Here is a 20,212-nt window from a genome sequence, read left to right as displayed (position 1 = left end):
GAGAGTTTGGTGTCTTCCTGTGTCTGCACGCATCTTTCCATTCGTAGCGCGGTTAATCTAGTTGGAAAATGCTACTAATATCCTATTCTGGTTACAAGAGGAAAATGTGTGTAACAAGATGTAAAAAACAGGGAACTTTGTGAGTGAACTCAAAATTTACAAAAATAAAAAAAGGCCAGCGAGGCTGGCCTTTGTATATATATGAATTTCTTATATTTAATTCTAAAATCAGAAAGAAGCATTCCGCGGCGTACGTGGGAATGCGATAACATCCCTTACATTTTGTACCCCGGTGACATAGGCGATTAATCGTTCGAAACCTAAACCGAACCCTGAGTGAGGAACGGTACCGTAACGACGAAGATCGCGATACCACCAGTAATCTTCTTTATTCAGTCCCATTTCGGCCAGACGTGCATCAAGAACGTCTAAACGCTCTTCACGCTGGGAACCTCCGATGATTTCACCAATTCCCGGAGCCAGAACGTCCATCGCCGCAACGGTTTTGCCGTCATCGTTCAGGCGCATATAGAACGCTTTGATGTCTTTCGGATAGTTTTTCACTACCACCGGGGCCTTGAAGTGTTTCTCGGCCAGGTAACGTTCGTGCTCAGAGGAGAGATCGATACCCCATGAAACCGGGTTCTCAAAGGTCTGGCCGGATGCCAGCAGGATTTCTACCGCTTCGGTGTAATCGACCTGGGCAAAATCGGTGGTAACAAACCGCTCCAGGCGAGTGATGGCTTCTTTATCTACGCGCTCGGCGAAGAAGGCCATATCATCGGCACGCTCTTCCAATACGGCTTTAAAGACGTATTTCAGCATCGCTTCGGCCAGCGCGGCGTTATCTTCCAGATCGGCAAAGGCGATTTCCGGCTCCAGCATCCAAAACTCAGCCAGGTGACGGCTGGTGTTAGAGTTCTCGGCGCGGAAGGTTGGACCGAAGGTGTAAATTTTAGAGATTGCGCTGGCGTAGGTTTCGCCGTTCAGCTGGCCGGATACGGTCAGGAACGACTCTCTGCCGAAGAAATCTTCTTCGTAGTTGACCTTGCCTTCCGGCGTGCGCGGCAGGTTTTCCAGATCCAGCGTGGATACGCGGAACATCTCACCGGCACCTTCGGTATCGGAAGCGGTGATCAGCGGAGTAGAAACCCAGAAGAACCCCTGCTCGTCGAAGAAGCGATGCAGCGCCTGGGCCAGCGTATGGCGCACGCGGGCAACCGCGCCAATCAGGTTGGTACGCGGGCGCAGGTGAGCCACTTCTCGCAGATATTCAATGCTGTGGCGCTTAGCCGCCATCGGATAAGTATCCGGATCGTCCACCCAGCCAACCACTTCTACGTGGGTCGCCTGAATCTCAAAGCTCTGTCCTTCGCCCGGAGATTCCACTACTTTGCCGGTAACAATCACGGAACAGCCAGTGGTCAGACGCAGTACTTCATCCTGATAATTATTCAGAGAATTATTGACCACAGCCTGAACGGGATTAAAGCAGGAGCCGTCATAAACGGCGATAAAGGAAATACCGGCTTTTGAATCTCTTCGGGTACGCACCCAGCCACGTACGGTGACTTCGCTGTCAACCGCAACCCGGCCGTGCAGTACATCCGCTACAGGCACAACGCTCATATAAGTCTCTCACTATTGATCTGAATAGGAATGGTTACCCCAAATTTTGGGTCTTGCTATGTTACTTGCCGGGCGATGAGAAACAAGAGGAATTCAATGAATGTGGGGAGATTTATTCAGTATTGGCAGTGTTGAGGGCCAGAAAGCGTCTGGCCCTGAGGGAAGTCCTAGCTGGCTTTCTTCACCAGCGGCAGATCGAAGGCTTTACGCAGTGCGCGAACGAAGGCCTGATCCTGGCAAATCGTTTTGCCGGGGCTGTCGGAAAGCTTGGCTACCGGTTTGCCGTTACACTCGACCAGTTTAATGACGATGTTTAGCGGTTTAACCTGAGGAATATCGCAGGTCAGGCGTGTGCCAATACCGAACGCCACGTTAATACGCTGGCCGAAATGGCGGTAAAGCGCCACGGCGCTGTCGAGATCCAGATTATCGGAGAACACCAGTGTTTTGCTGAGCGGGTCTATTCCCAACTGCTGATAATGGGCAATCGCTTTTTCTCCCCACTCCTGCGGCTCACCGGAATCATGGCGCAATCCCTGATAGGCGCTGGCAAAGTTGCGGCCAAAATCGCGCAGGAAGGCATCCATCGTAATGCAGTCGGTGAGGGCGATACCCAACTGATCAGGGTACTCTTCCAGCCAGGCCTGCAGTGCGGCGCGCTGACTGTTCGCCAGTACCGGGCTGATTTGCTGATGTGCCTGGAACCATTCATGGGCCTGCGTCCCCATTGGCGCGATATCCAGCCGGCGGGCAATCTCATAATTGCTCGAACCTACCAGCCAGGGGAAATCCTGCTTCAGCGTGCTGACAATCGCCAGATGCACATCCCACGAGAAGCGGCGGCGTGTGCCAAAGTCCATCAGACGGAAGCGCGACATATCCAGATCGGCGGTCAAACCGGCGAACTGGTCGAGCTTGCTTTTGAGTTTATCGACGGCCATTTCCGCCGTCACCAGCGGAGAGCGGTGGCGATGTACGACTTCACTGATCAGCGCAAGCAGTGGGACTTCCCACATAATTACTTCACGCCACGGGCCGCTGATGCGGATATCCAGCTTGCCCAGATTATTGCGTACCTGAACCTGTTGCGGATCGTATCGGAATTCCCTTAGCCAGGCGAGATAGTCAGCGGTAAAGAAAGGCAGGCCGGAGAGATAGGTGAACTCTTGATCGTTCAACGCCAGCGTAGCCATCATCTTTATCTGCTGCACGATTTCATCGGCATACAGGCCCAGCATATCGTCACCACGGCAGCGAAATTCAGCTGCAACCGTAACGTCATGATACCGGTGAAAAACCGCCTGCTGCATATGAAGTTTGTAGGCGTCGGTGTCCAGAAGCGTAGTCAAAATCGGGGAAGCGTGTCGTGTCATGGTGCGTTTCAGCATCCTCTGGCGAAGAGCGTTATCCCTGGTTCAAATGGAAAAAAGTCGCAGGAGTATAACCCGAATACTCATTTATTGAACCCGATCACAGCACAATTCAGACGGGCTGGTCGAGGACATTATGTGCTCATGTTAACAGTATGTATCATTTTCCATCAATCCCGCGTTTCGTGTGGAATCAACGTGGCAACCGTGCGATAACAGGAATAAACTTGAAATGTTAAATTAATTATCGACGTGAGAAGGACTTATGACGCAACTGCCGCAAGCTAAGAATCGCCATGATTATCGTGCACCCGACTACACGATTACCGATATCGATCTGACGTTCGATCTTAATGCCAGTACTACCAGGGTGACCGCCGTAAGTCAGATTAAGCGACTGGCGCACTCTGACGCCGAGCTGCGTCTGGACGGCGAAGATCTGTCGCTGGTGTCGATTGCCGTCGATGAACAGCCCTGGGAGCATTATCGGCTGGAAGAGGGGGCGTTAATTATCAGCCACCTGCCTGACGTGTTTACGCTAAAGATTGTCAATGAGATCCACCCGGATAAAAACACCGCACTTGAGGGATTGTACAAATCCGGCGAGGCCCTGTGTACCCAGTGTGAAGCGGAAGGTTTCCGCCATATAACCTGGTATCTTGACCGCCCGGACGTCCTGGCCCGCTTCACGACGACCATTATTGCCGAGCAGGCGTTGTATCCTTATTTACTGTCGAACGGCAACCGAATTGATGGCGGCGAACTTGAAGGGGGCCGTCACTGGACCAAATGGCAGGACCCGTTCCCGAAACCTTGCTACCTGTTTGCGCTGGTTGCCGGTGATTTCGACGTGCTGCGTGACAGTTTCCACACCCGTTCCGGTCGCGATGTGGCGCTGGAGATCTTTGTCGATCGTGGCAACCTTGACCGCGCCGACTGGGCGATGACCTCGCTGAAAAACAGCATGAAGTGGGATGAAGAACGTTTCGGTCTGGAATATGACCTGGATATCTTTATGATCGTGGCCGTTGATTTCTTCAACATGGGCGCCATGGAAAATAAAGGCCTGAACGTTTTTAACTCTAAATACGTACTGGCGAAGGCGGAAACCGCGACCGATAAAGATTATCTCGGTATTGAGGCGGTGATCGGCCACGAATATTTCCATAACTGGACTGGAAACCGCGTGACCTGCCGCGACTGGTTCCAGCTCAGCCTGAAAGAGGGGCTGACCGTGTTCCGCGATCAGGAGTTCAGTTCCGATCTGGGCTCCCGCCCGGTTAACCGTATTGACAACGTGCGCGTGATGCGCGGCGCGCAGTTTGCGGAAGATGCCAGCCCGATGGCGCATCCGATTCGCCCGGAGCAGGTGATCGAGATGAACAACTTCTACACGCTGACGGTGTATGAAAAAGGTTCGGAAGTGATCCGTATGATGCACACGCTGCTGGGTGAAGCAGGCTTCCAGAAAGGCATGCAGCTCTATTTCGAACGTCATGACGGCAGTGCGGCTACCTGTGATGACTTTGTGCAGGCGATGGAAGACGCATCGAATGTCGATCTGTCGCAGTTCCGCCGCTGGTACAGCCAGTCGGGCACACCGGTACTGTCCGTGCGCGATGACTATAACCCTGAGCTTGAGCAGTACACGCTGCACGTTACCCAGATGACGCCGCCGACCGCCGATCGTCAGGAGAAGCTGCCGCTGCATATTCCGCTGGATATTGAACTGTACGACAATAAAGGCCAGCCAATCCCGCTTCAGCACAATGGTCATCCGTTGCATAACGTGCTGAACGTTACCGAAAGCTTCCAGACGTTTGTTTTCGATGGCGTTCCAGTCCAGCCCGTACCTTCGCTGCTGCGTGAGTTCTCCGCACCGGTCAAACTGGATTACAACTGGAGCGACGCGCAGCTCACCTTCCTGATGCGCCACGCGCGTAACGATTTTTCGCGCTGGGATGCCGCGCAGAGTCTGATGGTGAATCATATCCGGCTGAACGTTGCCCGCTATCAGCAAGGGCAGCCGCTTTCTCTGCCGCTGCACGTGGCGGATGCCTTCCGTGCAGTGCTGTTAGAAGAGAACAGCGATCCGGCGCTGATGGCGTTAATCCTGACGCTGCCAAGTGAAAATGAAATTGCCGAGCTGTTCGATACCATCGATCCGCAGGCGATCGCGGCGGTGCGTGAAGCGCTGGTACGCACGCTGGCTGAGGAACTGACGGATGAGCTGCTGGCAGTATACCGGGCTAATCAAACCGCTGAATATCGCATTGAACATGCGGATATCGGTCAGCGCGCGCTGAAAAACGTCTGCCTGAGCTATCTGGCGTTCGGTGATGCGGCGGCGGCGGATAAGCTGGTCAGCGATCAGTATCACCATGCTAACAATATGACCGACAGTATCGCCGCGCTGGCCGCGTCTGTCGCAGCACAGCTGCCGTGCCGTACTGAGCTGCTGGCGGCGTTTGATGAGCGCTGGCATCATGACGGACTGGTGATGGACAAATGGTTTGCCCTGCAGGCAACCAGCCCGGCTGAGGATGTGTTGACCCAGGTGAGAGCGTTGCTGAATCACCGCTCCTTCACCCTCGGCAACCCGAACCGCGTTCGTTCGCTTGTTGGTGCGTTTGCTGCAGCCAATCCGTCGGCGTTCCACGCGCAGGACGGCAGCGGCTATCAGTTCCTGGTTGAAATGCTGACCGATCTGAATACCCGCAATCCGCAGATTGCGGCGCGGCTGATCGAACCGCTGATTCGTCTGAAGCGTTACGATGCCTCCCGCCAGGCGCTGATGCGTAAAGCGCTGGAGCAGTTGAAGGGGCTGGATAAGCTTTCTGGCGATTTGTTCGAGAAAATCGAGAAAGCGCTGAACGCCTGAATTTGGTGCCGGCGTTAAGCAAAGGGGGGCGATTACATCGCCCCCTTTATTTTTAGCGCTGCGCGTAGCGCGGTTCAGCGGGAGCTGCCGGGCGTTTCAGCACGCGATCGAGGACTTCGGCTTCCAGCTCGGCCAGCCGTACGGAGCCTTTCCGTCGTGGTCGCGGCAGGTCAATGCTCAGATCGAGGCCAATATTTCCTTCCTCTATTAACAGCACGCGGTCTGCCATCGCCACCGCTTCGCTGACGTCGTGCGTCACCAGCAGTACGGTGAAGTGATGCTGCTGCCACAGCGACTCAATCAGGTCCTGCATTTCAATCCGCGTTAAGGCATCCAGCGCACCGAGTGGCTCATCCAGTAGCAGCAGTCCTGTACGATGAATCAGCGCTCTGGCCAGTGCCACACGCTGTTTCTGACCGCCCGAGAGGGCCGCGGGCCATTCTCCGGCGCGATCGGCCAGCCCTACGGCGGCAAGTGCCTCCAGCGCATTTTGCTTCCAGTCACGCCCTTTTAGTCCCAGGCCGACGTTATCAATGACGCTTTTCCACGGCAGTAATCGGGCATCCTGAAACATTAGCCGGATATCTTCGCGCGCTTCGTTGAGCGGTGCGCTGCCGGCCAGAAGTTCGCCGCTGCTGGCTTTCTCCAACCCGGCCAGCAGCCGTAACAGGGTACTTTTACCGCAGCCGCTGCGGCCGACCACTGCCACAAATTGTCCTGAGGGAATATGCAGATCGATGCTGTTCAGTACGGTGCGGCCATTGTACTGTTTGCTGGCACCGTTAATGTTTAACGGTGTCCCTGCGTTCAAACGCGCCGGAGCAGAACTTAGCTCACTCATGCATTCTCCTCTTTCAGTTGATATGCCGGATGCCAGCGCAGCCAGACGCGCTCCAGTAGCTGCGCGCCGACATCAGCCAGTTTCCCCAGCAGGGCATAAAGGATGATGGCTACCACCACCACATCGGTTTGTAAAAATTCACGGGCGTTCATCGCCAGATAACCGATACCTGAATTGGCGGAAATTGTTTCAGCCACAATCAGCGTCAGCCACATCAGACCAAGAGCGAAGCGTACGCCAACCATAATTGACGGCAGCGCGCCCGGCAGCACAACCTGAATAAACAGGCTCCAGCCAGAGAGTCCATAGCTGCGCGCCATTTCCACCAGGCCGCGATCGACATTACGGATGCCGTGATAGGTATTCAGATAGATCGGGAACAGGGTGCCGAGGGCGACCAGAAATATCTTGGCGGATTCATCAATGCCAAACCACAGTATTACCAGCGGTATTAGCGCCAGGTGAGGGACATTGCGCAGCATCTGTACGGAAGTGTCCAGCAGGCGCTCGCCCAGGCGTGACATGCCGGTTATCAGGCCCAGTAGCAGACCAATTGAACCACCTATGCCAAAGCCCAGCAGGGCACGCCAGCCGCTGATAGCCAGATGCTGCCACAGTTCCCCGCTGTCGGAAAGCCGCCAGAAAGTGACAAGCACCGACTCGGGTGACGGCAGAATACGTGTGGAAAGCCAGCCGGTTTGAGAAGCCAGCTGCCAGACCACGACCAGCAGTACCGGTAGCGCCCACGGCAGCAGGGCATTGGTGATATGTTTAGTTGCTTTACTCATGCCTACCTCTGAACCCTCTCGGCGGGTATTGCTGTAAAACCAAAACGCCCGCACATCAGCACGGCGGGGCGTTGTTAGCTTTGAGAAACTTTCTGAGGCGCGAAATCATGCGCAACGTGCTCACCGTGGGCATTGATTTTCGCAGGCTGCGGCACCTCCGGGATCGCCAGATCGAGATGCGGGAACAGCAGTTCACCCACGCGATAGGCCTCTTCCAGATGCGGATAACCGGAGAGAATAAAGGTTTCAATGCCGAGGTCGGCGTACTCCTGCATTCTTGCGGCCACCGTCGGGCCATCACCGACCAGGGCCGTACCGGCGCCGCCGCGCACCAGACCGACTCCGGCCCACAGATTCGGCGCGATCTCCAGTTTGTCCCGCTTGCCGCCGTGCAGAGCGGCCATCCGCTGCTGGCCGACGGAGTCGGTGCGCGCCAGTGCGGCCTGGGCTTTGGCAATGGTGGCATCATCAAGATGGGAGATCAGGCGGTCGGCGGCCTGCCAGGCTTCCTCATTGGTTTCGCGGACGATCACGTGGAGGCGGATACCAAAGCGTACTTTACGACCCAGTGCGGCGGCTTTTGCCTGTACCTGAGCAATTTTTTCTTTTACCTGTGCAGGAGGTTCGCCCCATGTCAGATAGACATCGACCTGTTCTGCCGCCAGATCCTGAGCGACCTCGGATGAGCCGCCGAACCACAGCGGTGGCCTTGGCTGCTGTACCGGTTTAAACATCAGCCGTGCGCCGCGCACATTGACATGCTTACCTTCATAATCAACGGTTTCGCCTTCCAGCACTCGGCGCCAGACGCGGGTAAATTCTGCTGATTCCGCATAGCGTTCACGGTGGTCGAGGAACACGCCGTCACCCGCCAGTTCTTCTGCATCCCCACCAGTCACCAGGTTAAACAGGGCGCGGCCGTTGGAAAGACGATCGAGCGTCGCGGCCTGGCGAGCCGCATGGGTCGGTGATGTGACGCCCGGACGAAGAGCGACCAAAAAGCGCAGCCGCTGTGTCACCGGAATCAGCGAAGCAGCGACCAGCCAGGCATCTTCACACGATCGCCCTGTCGGGATTAGCACACCGCCAAATCCCAGGCGGTCTGTTGCCTGGGCAATTTGTTGCAGATAGGTGTAATCCACCGGGCGGGCACCTTGGTTGGTACCCAGATAATGACCATCACCGTGAGTGGGAAGGAACCAGAAGACGGACAGGCTCATCGTTTTACTCCTTAATTCAGGGGCGTGGCTGCGTCAGCAGAAAACAGAAACGGGTTAAACGGCCGCGGCCAGCGGTTGATGGCGGCGGGCCAGCGCATGCCAGAAGGTATCTACCGATTCCTCAAGGCGTGCAGCCAGTCCAGGAGATAATTCCGGCTGACGATCGTAGTGGGCAATCTGGCTGTCGTCGGCAAATACGCCGTGCAGAACTTCCTGTGCTTTCAGGGCGTTAAGCACGGGTTTAAGTGCGTAATCTACCGCCAGCAGGTGGGCAACGGTGCCGCCGGTGGCCAGCGGCAGAACCACCTTATGTTCCAGCGCGCGTTCCGGCAGTAAATCGAGCAGGGTTTTCAGCGCACCGGCAAAAGACGCTTTATAGACCGGTGTTGAAACGATCAGCCCGTCGGCTTTTTCCAGATCTTCCTTAAAGGCCAGCAGGGCGGGGGAGTCAAAGCGCGCGTAAAGCAGATCTTCAGGATGGAAGTTATGCAGATTCCACGGAGTCACCTCAACGCCGCGCTTTTCAAGGGCATGCTGGCACACCGTCAACAGTGCGGTGGAGCGAGAGGGAAAGCGGGGGCTTCCCGCCAGAGTAATAACGCGCATAACCACTCCTTATAGCTAAAAGTTATTAATTAAACACATTCAAGAACTGATTGGCTTATCCTGACAGAGCAGGAAGAGGGGCTTAAATGATTTATCCGGCATTTTTTTGCCGTTTTTTTCATATAGCGGCTGGTGGTGTTGACGGTGTCGCTAACAGGACGCACTTTTTTTTAGCTTTTACGCCACGACGTTTCCATTTAGTGGCTGAATACCGGATAATACGACCCCGATTTTCTATCGGGACCTCAGGAGTGACCATGTACTATCCCCTCGTTCGTAAGGCGCTGTTCCAGCTCGATCCTGAGCGCGCGCATGAACTGACTTTGCAGCAGCTGACGCGCCTTTCCGGCACCCCCTTTACTGCCCTGATCCGCCAGTCATTACCGTTTAAACCGGTTAATTGCATGGGGCTGACGTTTAAAAATCCGCTCGGGCTGGCTGCCGGGCTGGATAAAAACGGTGAATGCATTGATGCCTTTGGCGCAATGGGGTTTGGTTTTATTGAAATTGGTACGGTCACCCCGCGCCCGCAGCCGGGTAATGATAAGCCTCGCATGTTCCGCGTTGTAGAAGCGCAGGGCATCATTAATCGCATGGGATTTAATAATCTGGGCGTTGACCATCTGGTAGAGAACGTTAAGAAAGCCCACTATGACGGCATTCTCGGCATTAATATCGGTAAGAATAAAGACACCCCGGTTGAGCAGGGAAAAGAAGATTATTTAACCTGCATGGATAAAATTTATCCGTATGCGGGCTATATCGCCATCAACATTTCCTCGCCGAACACACCGGGCCTTCGCAGTCTGCAATACGGTGAAGCGCTGGATGATTTGCTGCAGGCGATTAAAACCCGGCAGGGTGAACTTCAACAGCTTCATCATAAATATGTTCCTGTCGCGGTGAAGATCGCGCCCGATCTTTCTGAAGAAGAATTGATCCAGGTTGCCGATAGTTTGCAGCGACACAATATTGATGGCGTTATTGCGACCAATACGACCCTCGATCGTTCTTTGATTAAAGGGTTAAAACATTGTGATGAAGCCGGTGGGCTGAGTGGCCGTCCCGTACAGTTGCGCAGTACGGAAATTATTCGTCGACTCTCTGCTGAGCTGAAGGGCAGCATGCCAATTATTGGCGTGGGCGGTATTGATTCCCTGGTTTCAGCGCGTGAAAAAATGGAAGCGGGAGCTTCACTGGTACAAATATATTCCGGCTTTATTTACAAAGGTCCGCCACTAATAAAAGAAATTGTGACCCATATTTGAGTAAAAAATGCCAGGGGCTTTATTTTCGCCTCTGGCTCGTTTATATTTTGTTCTGTTAGATCGCTATTAAGTCATTTTGGCGTGTTGCTGTAAGTTAAAAAACAGCCGTTTTTTTCCCGGACCATGAATATTTTTCCGGACATCTGTAACCCATTATTACTACAGGACTCATCATGAGGATAAAACCGGACGATAACTGGCGTTGGTTTTTCGACGCAGAACAAGACCGTATGATGCTGGACCTGGCTCGTGAACAGCCATTTCGCTCACGTTTTCCCCGCAAGATGCTCACGCCAGATGCCTTTGATGTTTCAGGCTTTTGTGTCGATGACGCTGCACTATTTTTCACCTTTGCTGAGCGATGCCGCCAGGCAGAGCTGGATTCTGAACAGCACGCTGAATTGGTGCTGAACGTGCTGGTGGCGACCCGTTTCCTCAAGCCGCTGATGCCCAAGAGCTGGCATTTTGTGACTCAGACACACGGTGGCTTCCGTCCTGAAGAGGGCGATCTGGTTTGCGTTACCGTTAGCGATAGCGGTGAGCAGGCGACAATGATCGTCGTTGAATCGGGTGAGAACGCGGCGCTTTGCCTGCTGGCTCAGCCGGAGCTTATTCTGGCTGGCCGCAGTATGATGCTGGGTGATGCGATAAAAATTATGCACGATCGTCTTACGCCTCAGGTTAAACCTGACGCGCTGCGGTTTGCTCGCGCGGTGTAACTCACCGCGCAAGATCCTTAGCGTAGAATCAGATCCCCTGACGGGATACAGCTGCAGCTGAGAATGGTTCCATCCTTCCGTATTGCTCCTTTTTTCAATGCGCTGACCTCACCACTGACCAGGGTGACTTTGCAACTGCCGCAGATCCCTGCCCGGCAGGAGTAGGGAATACGAATCCCCTGCATTTCCAACTGCTCCAGCAGCACCTGCTGATTGTTGCCGCTGAATGCCTGACCGTTCCAATTCAGGGTCACCTCACCGGGCGGTGGTGTATCGACCGTTAGCGTTTCGGTAACGTCACCGCTGCCGTAGGCGCGGGCAGGCTGGCGTTTAATCACCTCAAACCTGTCGCCAGTCCGGATGACGCCGCTACTGCGGGCGACCAGATTCATTCCGAAGTCGATATCTCCGCTGCCGTCCTGCGCGCTGCGAAAACGCTGGAGCGTGGACAGCGGTTCACCGCTGGGATGTTTGCGGCCACGCTGGGGGCTGATGGTGGTGAACACGCAGCGGCTACAGGGTTTGGGCAGATCGAAAAGCACATCGCCGATCTTTACGGTTGACCAGCCGTCTTCGGCCCAGGCATCCGCGCCGGTAATCACCAGGTTCGGACGGAACTGTTCCATCCTCACGCCTGCCGGGCAGCGCTGTTGTAAATCAAACAGCGAGGCTTCATTAACCAACAGATAGGGGAAGCCATCGGCGAATCCGAGAGGAACCTGTTCAAAATGTTTAACCCTGCGGGTCATTCGGGGGCCAACCCAACGTAGCTGAAGTGGTCGGGGGAAAAAGCTGCTCAGCCACTGGTTGATACTGTCTGGGGCAATCAGGGCGCTGAAGTGGCTTCCCCAGACTTCAGTGGGCTCACTGTCGGGGAGAAAATCCTCAAACAGCACCGTTGCGCTGCTGCCATCGGGTGCGCTGAGCTGTAAACCACCCATAATTAAAGCCGGAGTGAACAACACCATTTCGGGATACTGGCGCGCGGTAATAAAGGTGCCATCAGGTTCGGTAAGCATAAAGATGCGATCGAAGGCAAGGCCGCTCTCTAAAGCCTGAGCATGCGAAACCTGCATGCCGCGCATGGATTTTACCGGGTGAATAAATAACCGTGACAGTGTGATCATGGTGCTGACTCCTTGTGCAGCCGGTATATGCCCCCTGTTAAGCCAGGGTTTCTGCAGCAAAAGAAGCTAACTTTATGACATGACGCCATGATTAGCTATAATGCGCAGCAATTTTCTGATGACGATAAGTGACACTATGAATTCTCTGTTTGCCAGTACGGCGCGTGGGCTCGAAGAGCTGTTAAAAAGTGAACTGGAAGCCCTTGGCGCGCAAAGCTGCCAGGTCGTCCAGGGCGGCGTACATTATCAGGGTGACGATCGTCTGATGTACCAAAGTCTGATGTGGAGTCGTCTGGCGTCGCGTATTCTGCTGCCGCTGACAGAATGCGGTGTTTACAGCGATCTTGACCTCTACCTTGGCGTGCAGGCTATTGACTGGCCGGCAATGTTCGGCAGCGATAAAACCTTCGCCGTGCATTTTAGCGGTCTGAACGAGGTTATCCGCAACAGTCAGTATGGTGCGCTGAAGGTGAAAGATGCCATTGTTGACAGTTTCACCCGTAAAGGGCTGGCGCGTCCGGATGTCGATCGCGAACTGCCGGATATCCGCGTCAATGTCTGGTTGAATAAAGACACGGCCAGTATCGCGCTTGATCTCAGCGGCGAAGGCTTGCATATGCGCGGTTATCGCCAGCAAACCGGTCAGGCACCGCTAAAAGAGACCCTGGCTGCCGCTATTGTGCTGCGCTCCGGCTGGCAGTCGGGTACGCCACTGGTCGATCCGATGTGTGGTTCCGGTACGCTGTTGCTGGAAGCCGCCATGATCGCCTGCGATCGTGCACCGGGCCTGCACCGCAATCACTGGGGCTTTACCGGCTGGAGTAAATTTGATGCGGCGCTTTGGGGTGAAGTGAAGCAGGAAGCGCAGGCGAGAGCAAAGAAAGGCCTGCAGGAAAATACCTCGCGCTTCTTCGGCTATGACAACGATCCGCGCGTAATTGAAAGTGCACGGGCCAACGCCCGTCGTGCTGGCCTGGCTGAGCGGATTAGCTTCACCCTTCAGGATGTGCTGAAGCTGCAAAATCCGCTGCCGGAAGGGCCCGCGGGTACGGTGCTGAGCAACCCGCCTTACGGCGAGCGCCTGGAGAGTGAACCCGCGCTGATCGCGCTGCACAGCCAGTTGGGCCGTCTGATGAAAGCCCAGTTTGGCGGCTGGAATCTGTCGCTGTTCAGTGCATCACCGGAACTGTTGAGCTGCCTGCAATTGCGTGCCGATCGCCAGTTTAAGGCGAAGAACGGCCCGCTGGACTGCGTGCAGAAAAACTATCAGCTGGCCGCGAACCCGTCGGGTGGTGCCGTGGCGCAGCTGGCCGATGATTATGCTAACCGCTTGCGTAAAAATCTGAAGAAGCTGGATAAATGGGCGCGTCAGGAAGGTATTGAATGCTACCGCGTCTATGATGCCGATCTGCCGGACTATAACGTTGCTGTTGACCGCTACGGTGACTGGGTGGTGGTGCAGGAATATGCGCCACCGAAAACCGTTGAGCCAGCCAAAGCGCGTCAGCGTTTGTTCGATGTGATTGCGGCAACGCTCAATGTTATGGAAATGCCGACCAACCGACTGGTGCTGAAAACCCGTGAGAGGCAGAAAGGTAAAAGTCAGTATCAAAAACTGGGTGAGAAGGGGGATTTCTTCCAGGTCAGCGAATTTAATGCCAAACTGTGGGTCAATCTGACTGATTATCTTGATACTGGCTTGTTCCTTGACCATCGCATCGCCCGCAAAATGCTTGGCCAGATGAGTAAAGGCAAAGACTTCCTCAACCTGTTCGCTTACACCGGCAGCGCCAGCGTTCATGCTGGTCTTGGCGGTGCGCGCAGTACCACCACGGTGGATATGTCGCGCACCTATCTGGAGTGGGCGGAGCGTAACCTGCGGCTTAACGGTTTAACCGGCCGCCAGCACCGTCTGATGCAGGCAGATTGCCTGAACTGGATGCGTGAGGCCGATGAACAGTTCGATCTGATCTTTATCGATCCGCCAACGTTCTCTAACTCCAAGCGTATGGAGGAGAGTTTTGACGTGCAGCGCGATCATCTGGATCTGATGAAGGATCTTAAACGCCTGCTCAGAGCGGGTGGTACCATTATGTTCTCTAACAATAAACGCGGCTTTAAGATGGACTTCGCCGGGCTGGAAGCGCTGGGCCTTGAGGCTCGCGAAATTACCGCCAAAACGCAGTCACAGGATTTTGCCCGTAACCGTCAAATTCACAACTGCTGGCTGCTGACGCATGCCGGTAAGGAATAAGTTTTTATGTCACTAATCAGTATTCATGGCGCTTACCTCTCATTCAGCGACGCGCCGCTGTTGGATAACACTGAACTGCATATCGAAGAGAATGAGCGCGTTTGTCTGGTCGGGCGTAACGGGGCGGGTAAATCCACGCTGATGAAAATCATCAACCGTGAGCAGCCACTGGATGACGGTCGTATCATTTATGAGCAGGATCTGATCGTGGCGCGTCTGCAACAGGATCCACCGCGTAACGTCGCCGGTTCGGTGTATGATTTCGTTGCCGAAGGCGTGGAAGAGCAGGCTGAACACCTGAAAGCCTATCACGCGATTTCTCACCTGGTGATGGAAGATCCGAGTGACCGAAATCTGAATGAGATGGCGCGCCTGCAGGCGATCCTCGATCACCAGAATCTCTGGCAGTTGGAAAGCCGTATTCATGACGTGCTGGAAAAGATTGGTCTTGACGGTGATGCCGAGCTTTCCTCTCTTTCAGGCGGCTGGCTGCGTAAAGCAGCGCTGGGGCGCGCGCTGGTCAGCAACCCGAAGGTGCTGATGCTCGATGAGCCAACCAACCACCTGGATATCGAAACTATCGACTGGCTGGAAACGTTCCTGAAAACGTTCCAGGGCAGCATTATCTTTATTTCTCACGACCGTTCATTTATCCGCAATATGGCGACCCGTATTGTCGATCTTGACCGCGGCAAGCTGGTGTCCTGGCCGGGAGATTACGATCAGTATCTGCTGGGTAAAGAGGAAGCACTGCGCGTTGAAGAGATGCAGAACGCAGAATTTGACCGTAAGCTGGCGCAGGAAGAAGTGTGGATACGCCAGGGCATCAAAGCCCGACGTACGCGTAATGAAGGACGTGTACGCGCACTGAAAGCCTTGCGCCGCGAACGTTCCGAACGCCGCGAAGTGATGGGCAAAGCCAACATGCAGGTGGAAGAGGCGTCGCGTTCAGGCAAGATTGTCTTTGAAATGGAAAACGTTAAATACGGTATAGCGGGCAAGCAGCTGGTTAACGATTTCTCTCGCCAGGTTCAGCGCGGTGACAAAATTGCTCTGATCGGCCCGAACGGCTGCGGTAAAACTACGCTGCTGAAGCTGATGCTGGATCAGCTCAAGCCGGACAGTGGTCGGGTACATATCGGTACTAAACTGGAAGTGGCCTACTTTGACCAGCACCGTGCCGAGCTGGACCCGGATCGCACGGTGATGGATAACCTGGCTGAAGGCAAGCAGGAAGTGATGGTTAACGGCAAGCCGCGCCATGTGCTGGGTTATCTGCAGGAGTTCCTGTTCCATCCAAAACGCGCGATGACGCCGGTGCGAGCCTTGTCCGGTGGAGAGCGCAACCGACTGCTGCTGGCTCGTCTGTTCCTCAAGCCGAGTAATCTGCTGATTCTCGATGAACCGACCAACGACCTTGATGTTGAAACGCTCGAGTTGCTGGAAGAACTTATCGATGGCTATCAGGGCACGGTACTGCTGGTCAGCCACGATCGTCAGTTTGTTGATAACACCGTCACCGAATGCTGGATCTTTGATGGCAACGGCGAAATTGGCGCGTTTGTGGGTGGTTACCATGATGCTCAGCTTCAGCGTACGGCCTGGAAACAAAACCGGGCTGCGGCTAAAAATACGGTTTCTCAGCCACGTCAGGAAAGCGTTAAAAGCGAAGCAGTGAAGAAAACGGCTGCTAAGCTGAGCTACAATTTACAGCGCGAACTGGAACAGCTGCCGCAGAAAATGGAAGAGCTGGAAGCACAACTTGCTGCGTATCAGGCTCAGGTTGCTGATGTAAACTTCTTTAACCAGCCGCATGAGGCAACTCAGCCGGTTCTGGATGCGCTGGCAAAAGCCGAACAGGAACTGGAAACGGCGTTTGAACGTTGGGAATACCTTGAGTCGTTAAGTAACGGCGCGTAATTTTATTGAGGGAAAGGTATGTGTTCGTCGCACCACGCACATCAATGGATTCTATGTCCGCAGTGTGACCTCATGACACAGTTGCCCGTGCTTCTGCCGGGCAGCAAAGCAAGCTGCCCGCGCTGTCATACCACACTTCACTCCAGCTGGGTTGAGCCGCTCAGGCGGCCAGCTGGCTATGCGCTGGCGGCGCTGTTTATGCTGCTGCTGGCCAACCTCTTTCCCTTCGTTAATATGCGGGTTGCGGGTTTAAGCAGCGAAATTTCCATGATGCAGATCCCTCAGGTGATGGTTTCTGAGGACTACAGCAGTCTGGCTACGCTGTTTATGCTCTTCGTTCAGGGCGTGCCCGCGTTCTGTATGATAGCGATCCTGCTGCTGGTCAGCCCGTTAAAACTGCCGCTGCCGTTGAAACGGGGTATGACCCGTATCCTGATGCAGCTGCGGAGCTGGGGCATGGCGGAGATTTTTCTCGCCGGAGTGCTGGTCAGTTTCGTCAAGTTGATGGCCTATGGCGACATCGGCATTGGTAGCAGCTTTATCCCCTGGTGCCTGTTTTGCGTACTGCAACTGCGGGCATTTCAGTGCATAGAACGTCGGGTGCTTTGGCAGCGAGTTGCGCCATTACCCGCTCTGCCTGCGCGTCCGGTGGCGGGCATTAGCGGCCTGCGGCAGGGTATGCGCTCCTGCTCATGCTGTACCGCAGTGCTGGCCAGCGATCGGTTAGTCTGCCCGCGCTGTGGGAGTCATGGCCATGCTCGGCGTAAGCACAGTCTGCAGTGGACGCTGGCGCTGCTGTTGACCTCCATACTGCTTTATATTCCCGCTAACCTGATGCCAATCATGATCACCGAAGCGCTGGGTAACAAGATGGGTTCAACCATCATGGCCGGGGTTATCCTGCTGTGGAGCGATGGTTCCTATCCGGTAGCGTTAGTGATATTCATTGCCAGTATCATGGTACCTTCATTGAAAATGCTGGCTATCGGCTGGTTGTGCTGGGATGTCAAGGGGGATAGCCGACATCACCACGACAGTGAACGGATGCATAAAATTTATGAAATGGTTGAGTTTGTCGGACGCTGGTCAATGATTGACGTTTTTGTTATTGCCGTACTGTCGGCACTGGTGCGTATGGGGCGGCTGATGAGCATTTATCCCGCCACGGGTGCGCTGTTATTCGCGATGGTGGTGATCCTGACAATGTTTGCAGCAATTACGTTTGATCCCCGACTAACCTGGGATCGGGTGAAAGATAAGCGTACTGAGGAGTCGTTTAGTGACGGACAATAATCACAGCACCGCCAGGGTAGAACATATTAAACGCTGGTCTCCGGTGTGGATCGTGCCGATTGTGACCGTGCTGATCGGTGCATGGATACTGTTTTATCATTTCAGTCATCAGGGGCCGGAAGTGACCCTGATTACCACCAATGCGGAAGGCATTGAAGGTGGAAAAACCACTATTAAAAGCCGCAGCGTGGATGTCGGAATAGTTGAAAGTGCTGTATTGACGGACGATCTGCACCACGTTGAAATTAAAGCGCGTCTTAACTCTGGTATGGAGAAACTCCTGCGCGAAGACAGCGCATTTTGGGTGGTGAAACCGATGATTGGCCGCGGTGGCGTCAGTGGCTTGAGCACGCTGCTCTCCGGTGCTTACATTGAACTCCAGCCGGGGGCAAAGGGCGAAAAAGCCAAAGAATACCAGCTGCTGGATGCGCCACCGCTGGCTCCGCCGGATGCGAAAGGGATCCGCATCACTCTGGACAGTCGCAAAGCAGGCCAGCTCAATGCCGGCGATCCAGTGCTGTTCCGGGGCTATCGGGTGGGCTCGGTGGAAACCAGTTCGTTCGATACCGATAAACGTATGATTGCCTATCAGCTGTTTATCGCCGCACCTTACGATCGCCTGATTACCACTAATGTTCGATTCTGGAAAGACAGTGGTATTGCGGTCGATATGTCGGCATCCGGAATGCGTGTTGAGATGGGATCGCTGGCCACCCTGTTAAGCGGCGGGGTGAGCTTTGACGTGCCGGAAGGCTGGGAGTTGGGCAAACCCGCGGAGAATAAAGCGGAATATCGCCTCTTTGACGATCAGCGCAGCATTCAGGACTCCCTGTATAGCGAACATAAAGACTTCCTGATGTTCTTTAATGAATCCGTTCGTGGATTGAACGCTGGCGCGCCGGTCGAATTCCGCGGCATTCGCCTGGGAACTGTTGCGGAGGTTCCATTTACGGCGCCGGGTATTGCACAGCGTCTGAACAATGATTACCGCATTCCGGTATTGATTCGAATTGAGCCCGATCGCTTCCGTAAGCAGCTGGGCGAAGGCTTTAACTTTGAGCAGCATCTGAAAACGGGTATCAGTGAGGGATTACGCGCTTCGCTTAAATCTGCCAATCTGCTAACCGGTTCGCTGTACGTGGATCTGGACTTCTATAAAAATGCCAAACCGGTGAGCGGCCCGGCGACATTTGAAAATTACGAACTGATTCCGACGGTCAGCGGCGGACTTGCGCAGATACAGGAGAAGCTGGTGGAGTCGTTGGATAAGATCAACAACCTGCCGCTGAATCCGATGCTGAACGAGGCAACCGGTACGCTGAAAGAGAGCCAGCGCACGCTGCGCGAGCTGCAAAAAACGCTGGATAACCTCAATCAAATCACTTCCAGTCAGGCGATGCAGGAGCTGCCGGCAGATATGCAGAATACGCTGCGTGAACTGAATCGCAGCATGAAGGGCTTCCAGCCAGGATCGCCGGCCTACAACAAAATGGTGGCGGATATGCAACGACTGGATCAGGTGATGCGTGAGCTACAGCCGGTACTGAAAACGTTAAATAGCAAAAGTAATGCGCTGGTGTTTGAAGCAAAACCCGGTCAGGACCCACAGCCGAAGAGGGCGAAATGATGATGAAATGGATACCCTTAGCGCTGCTTCTTACATTAACAGCCTGTAGCAGTACGCCGGAAACGCGTTACTATCAGCTGCCTGCGGCAGGTGGCAGCACGGTAGTAAGCAGCCAGACATTCTCGCGCCCTATTTGGGTTGAGGCGGTCTCAATACCGGATTATCTGGCAGGTAACGGTGTGGTCTATCAGAGCAATGACGTTCAGTACGTTATCGCCGCTAACAATCGCTGGGCCAGTCCGCTCGACCAGCAGCTTCAGCAAACCCTGGTCAGCAATCTGAGTAACGAATTGCCCGGCGCGGTGGTCTCTTCTTCGCCGGTTGGCCAACAGCACGACACGCTTAACGTGACGGTCACCGGCTTTCACGGGCGTTACGATGGCCGTGCAGTGATCAGTGGTGTGTGGATGCTGCAGCGTGAAGGCCGCATAGAGAAGCGTGCGTTTATGCTGGACCTGCCGCAAAGCGAGGACGGTTATGATTCGCTAGTCAGAACGCTGTCGCAGGGCTGGCAACAGATTTCGACCCAGATCGCAAATGCGATAAATCAGCAACGTTAGTTATTATTTTTACAAATAGCCTAAGCCTTTGATTATCGCAAAATGAGACTTTTGCCTGATCGAAGGCTTTTTTATTGCTAATCATCCACCTGTAACCTTTCAGTACCAA

At 54.4% G+C, this 20,212-nt stretch carries 15 protein-coding genes; 8 read left to right on the top strand and 7 right to left on the bottom strand.

The window, feature by feature from the left end:
• Positions 1-228: 228 nt before the first annotated feature.
• Together asnS and pncB are read right to left on the bottom strand one after the other, a co-directional pair.
• Entirely contained in the window at positions 229-1,629 is a 1,401-nt protein-coding gene (asnS, locus tag JOE09_RS06545; RefSeq protein ID WP_200545793.1) for an asparagine--tRNA ligase, read from the bottom strand.
• A gap of 167 nt (positions 1,630-1,796) precedes the next feature.
• Complete coding sequence (gene pncB, locus JOE09_RS06540; protein ID WP_205065228.1) at positions 1,797-3,002, bottom strand: nicotinate phosphoribosyltransferase; 1,206 nt, start codon at positions 3,000-3,002, stop codon at positions 1,797-1,799.
• 262 nt (positions 3,003-3,264) lie between these two features.
• On the opposite strand from pncB, the gene pepN reads away from it, so the two are divergent.
• Positions 3,265-5,880, top strand: coding sequence for an aminopeptidase N (pepN, locus tag JOE09_RS06535; protein WP_205065227.1), 2,616 nt, complete (start codon positions 3,265-3,267; stop codon positions 5,878-5,880).
• 52 nt (positions 5,881-5,932) lie between these two features.
• Here pepN and ssuB read toward each other — a convergent pair whose 3' ends face one another.
• The 4 genes from ssuB to ssuE all read right to left on the bottom strand — a co-directional run bounded on the left by ssuB (position 5,933) and on the right by ssuE (position 9,335).
• Positions 5,933-6,721 carry an aliphatic sulfonates ABC transporter ATP-binding protein gene (gene ssuB, locus JOE09_RS06530; RefSeq protein ID WP_205065226.1) on the bottom strand — a complete coding sequence of 263 codons (789 nt, stop codon included), beginning with the start codon at positions 6,719-6,721 and terminating at the stop codon, positions 5,933-5,935.
• The gene (gene ssuC, locus JOE09_RS06525) at positions 6,718-7,509 is read right to left on the bottom strand and encodes an aliphatic sulfonate ABC transporter permease SsuC (protein ID WP_205065225.1); all 792 of its coding nucleotides are present in this window, start codon (positions 7,507-7,509) and stop codon (positions 6,718-6,720) included. Before ssuC ends, ssuB begins: the two co-directional genes overlap by 4 nt.
• Positions 7,510-7,583: 74 nt before the next feature.
• Entirely contained in the window at positions 7,584-8,729 is a 1,146-nt protein-coding gene (gene ssuD / locus JOE09_RS06520; RefSeq protein ID WP_105593419.1) for an FMNH2-dependent alkanesulfonate monooxygenase, read from the bottom strand.
• A gap of 54 nt (positions 8,730-8,783) precedes the next feature.
• Positions 8,784-9,335: an NADPH-dependent FMN reductase gene (gene ssuE / locus JOE09_RS06515; RefSeq protein ID WP_205065224.1), complete on the bottom strand. Its 552-nt coding sequence runs from the start codon at positions 9,333-9,335 to the stop codon at positions 8,784-8,786.
• A gap of 257 nt (positions 9,336-9,592) precedes the next feature.
• Between ssuE and pyrD the strand changes: the two genes are divergently transcribed.
• Positions 9,593-10,603, top strand: a complete 1,011-nt coding sequence (gene pyrD, locus JOE09_RS06510) for a quinone-dependent dihydroorotate dehydrogenase (protein WP_105593417.1) — start codon at positions 9,593-9,595, stop codon at positions 10,601-10,603.
• A gap of 173 nt (positions 10,604-10,776) precedes the next feature.
• Complete coding sequence (locus tag JOE09_RS06505; RefSeq protein ID WP_200561410.1) at positions 10,777-11,322, top strand: cell division protein ZapC; 546 nt, start codon at positions 10,777-10,779, stop codon at positions 11,320-11,322.
• A gap of 17 nt (positions 11,323-11,339) precedes the next feature.
• On the opposite strand, the gene JOE09_RS06500 is transcribed toward JOE09_RS06505, so the two are convergent.
• Positions 11,340-12,449, bottom strand: coding sequence for a YcbX family protein (locus tag JOE09_RS06500; protein ID WP_205065223.1), 1,110 nt, complete (start codon positions 12,447-12,449; stop codon positions 11,340-11,342).
• A gap of 136 nt (positions 12,450-12,585) precedes the next feature.
• Here JOE09_RS06500 and rlmKL point away from each other — a divergent pair, with 136 nt between their 5' ends.
• From rlmKL to pqiC, 5 genes are read left to right on the top strand one after another with little or no spacing between them, the layout of a single operon-like run.
• Complete coding sequence (rlmKL, locus tag JOE09_RS06495; RefSeq protein ID WP_205065222.1) at positions 12,586-14,703, top strand: bifunctional 23S rRNA (guanine(2069)-N(7))-methyltransferase RlmK/23S rRNA (guanine(2445)-N(2))-methyltransferase RlmL; 2,118 nt, start codon at positions 12,586-12,588, stop codon at positions 14,701-14,703.
• A 6-nt stretch (positions 14,704-14,709) separates the two neighbouring features.
• Positions 14,710-16,623 (top strand): ABC transporter ATP-binding protein, encoded by a 1,914-nt coding sequence (locus JOE09_RS06490; protein ID WP_205065221.1) that lies wholly within the window; start codon positions 14,710-14,712, stop codon positions 16,621-16,623.
• 18 nt (positions 16,624-16,641) lie between these two features.
• Positions 16,642-17,916: a membrane integrity-associated transporter subunit PqiA gene (pqiA, locus tag JOE09_RS06485; protein WP_205065220.1), complete on the top strand. Its 1,275-nt coding sequence runs from the start codon at positions 16,642-16,644 to the stop codon at positions 17,914-17,916.
• Entirely contained in the window at positions 17,903-19,543 is a 1,641-nt protein-coding gene (gene pqiB, locus JOE09_RS06480; RefSeq protein WP_205065219.1) for an intermembrane transport protein PqiB, read from the top strand. Before pqiA ends, pqiB begins: the two co-directional genes overlap by 14 nt.
• Entirely contained in the window at positions 19,543-20,103 is a 561-nt protein-coding gene (pqiC, locus tag JOE09_RS06475) for a membrane integrity-associated transporter subunit PqiC (RefSeq protein WP_205065617.1), read from the top strand. The genes pqiB and pqiC overlap by 1 nt, the downstream gene beginning before the upstream one ends.
• The last annotated feature ends 109 nt before the right edge of the window (positions 20,104-20,212 follow it).

Origin of the sequence: Pantoea coffeiphila, assembly GCF_016909495.1 — a bacterium.
In the GTDB taxonomy this organism is placed as follows: domain Bacteria; phylum Pseudomonadota; class Gammaproteobacteria; order Enterobacterales; family Enterobacteriaceae; genus Erwinia; species Erwinia coffeiphila.
Note: the sequence above shows the minus strand (reverse complement) of the source record. Positions and strands in the feature narration are given on the sequence as shown.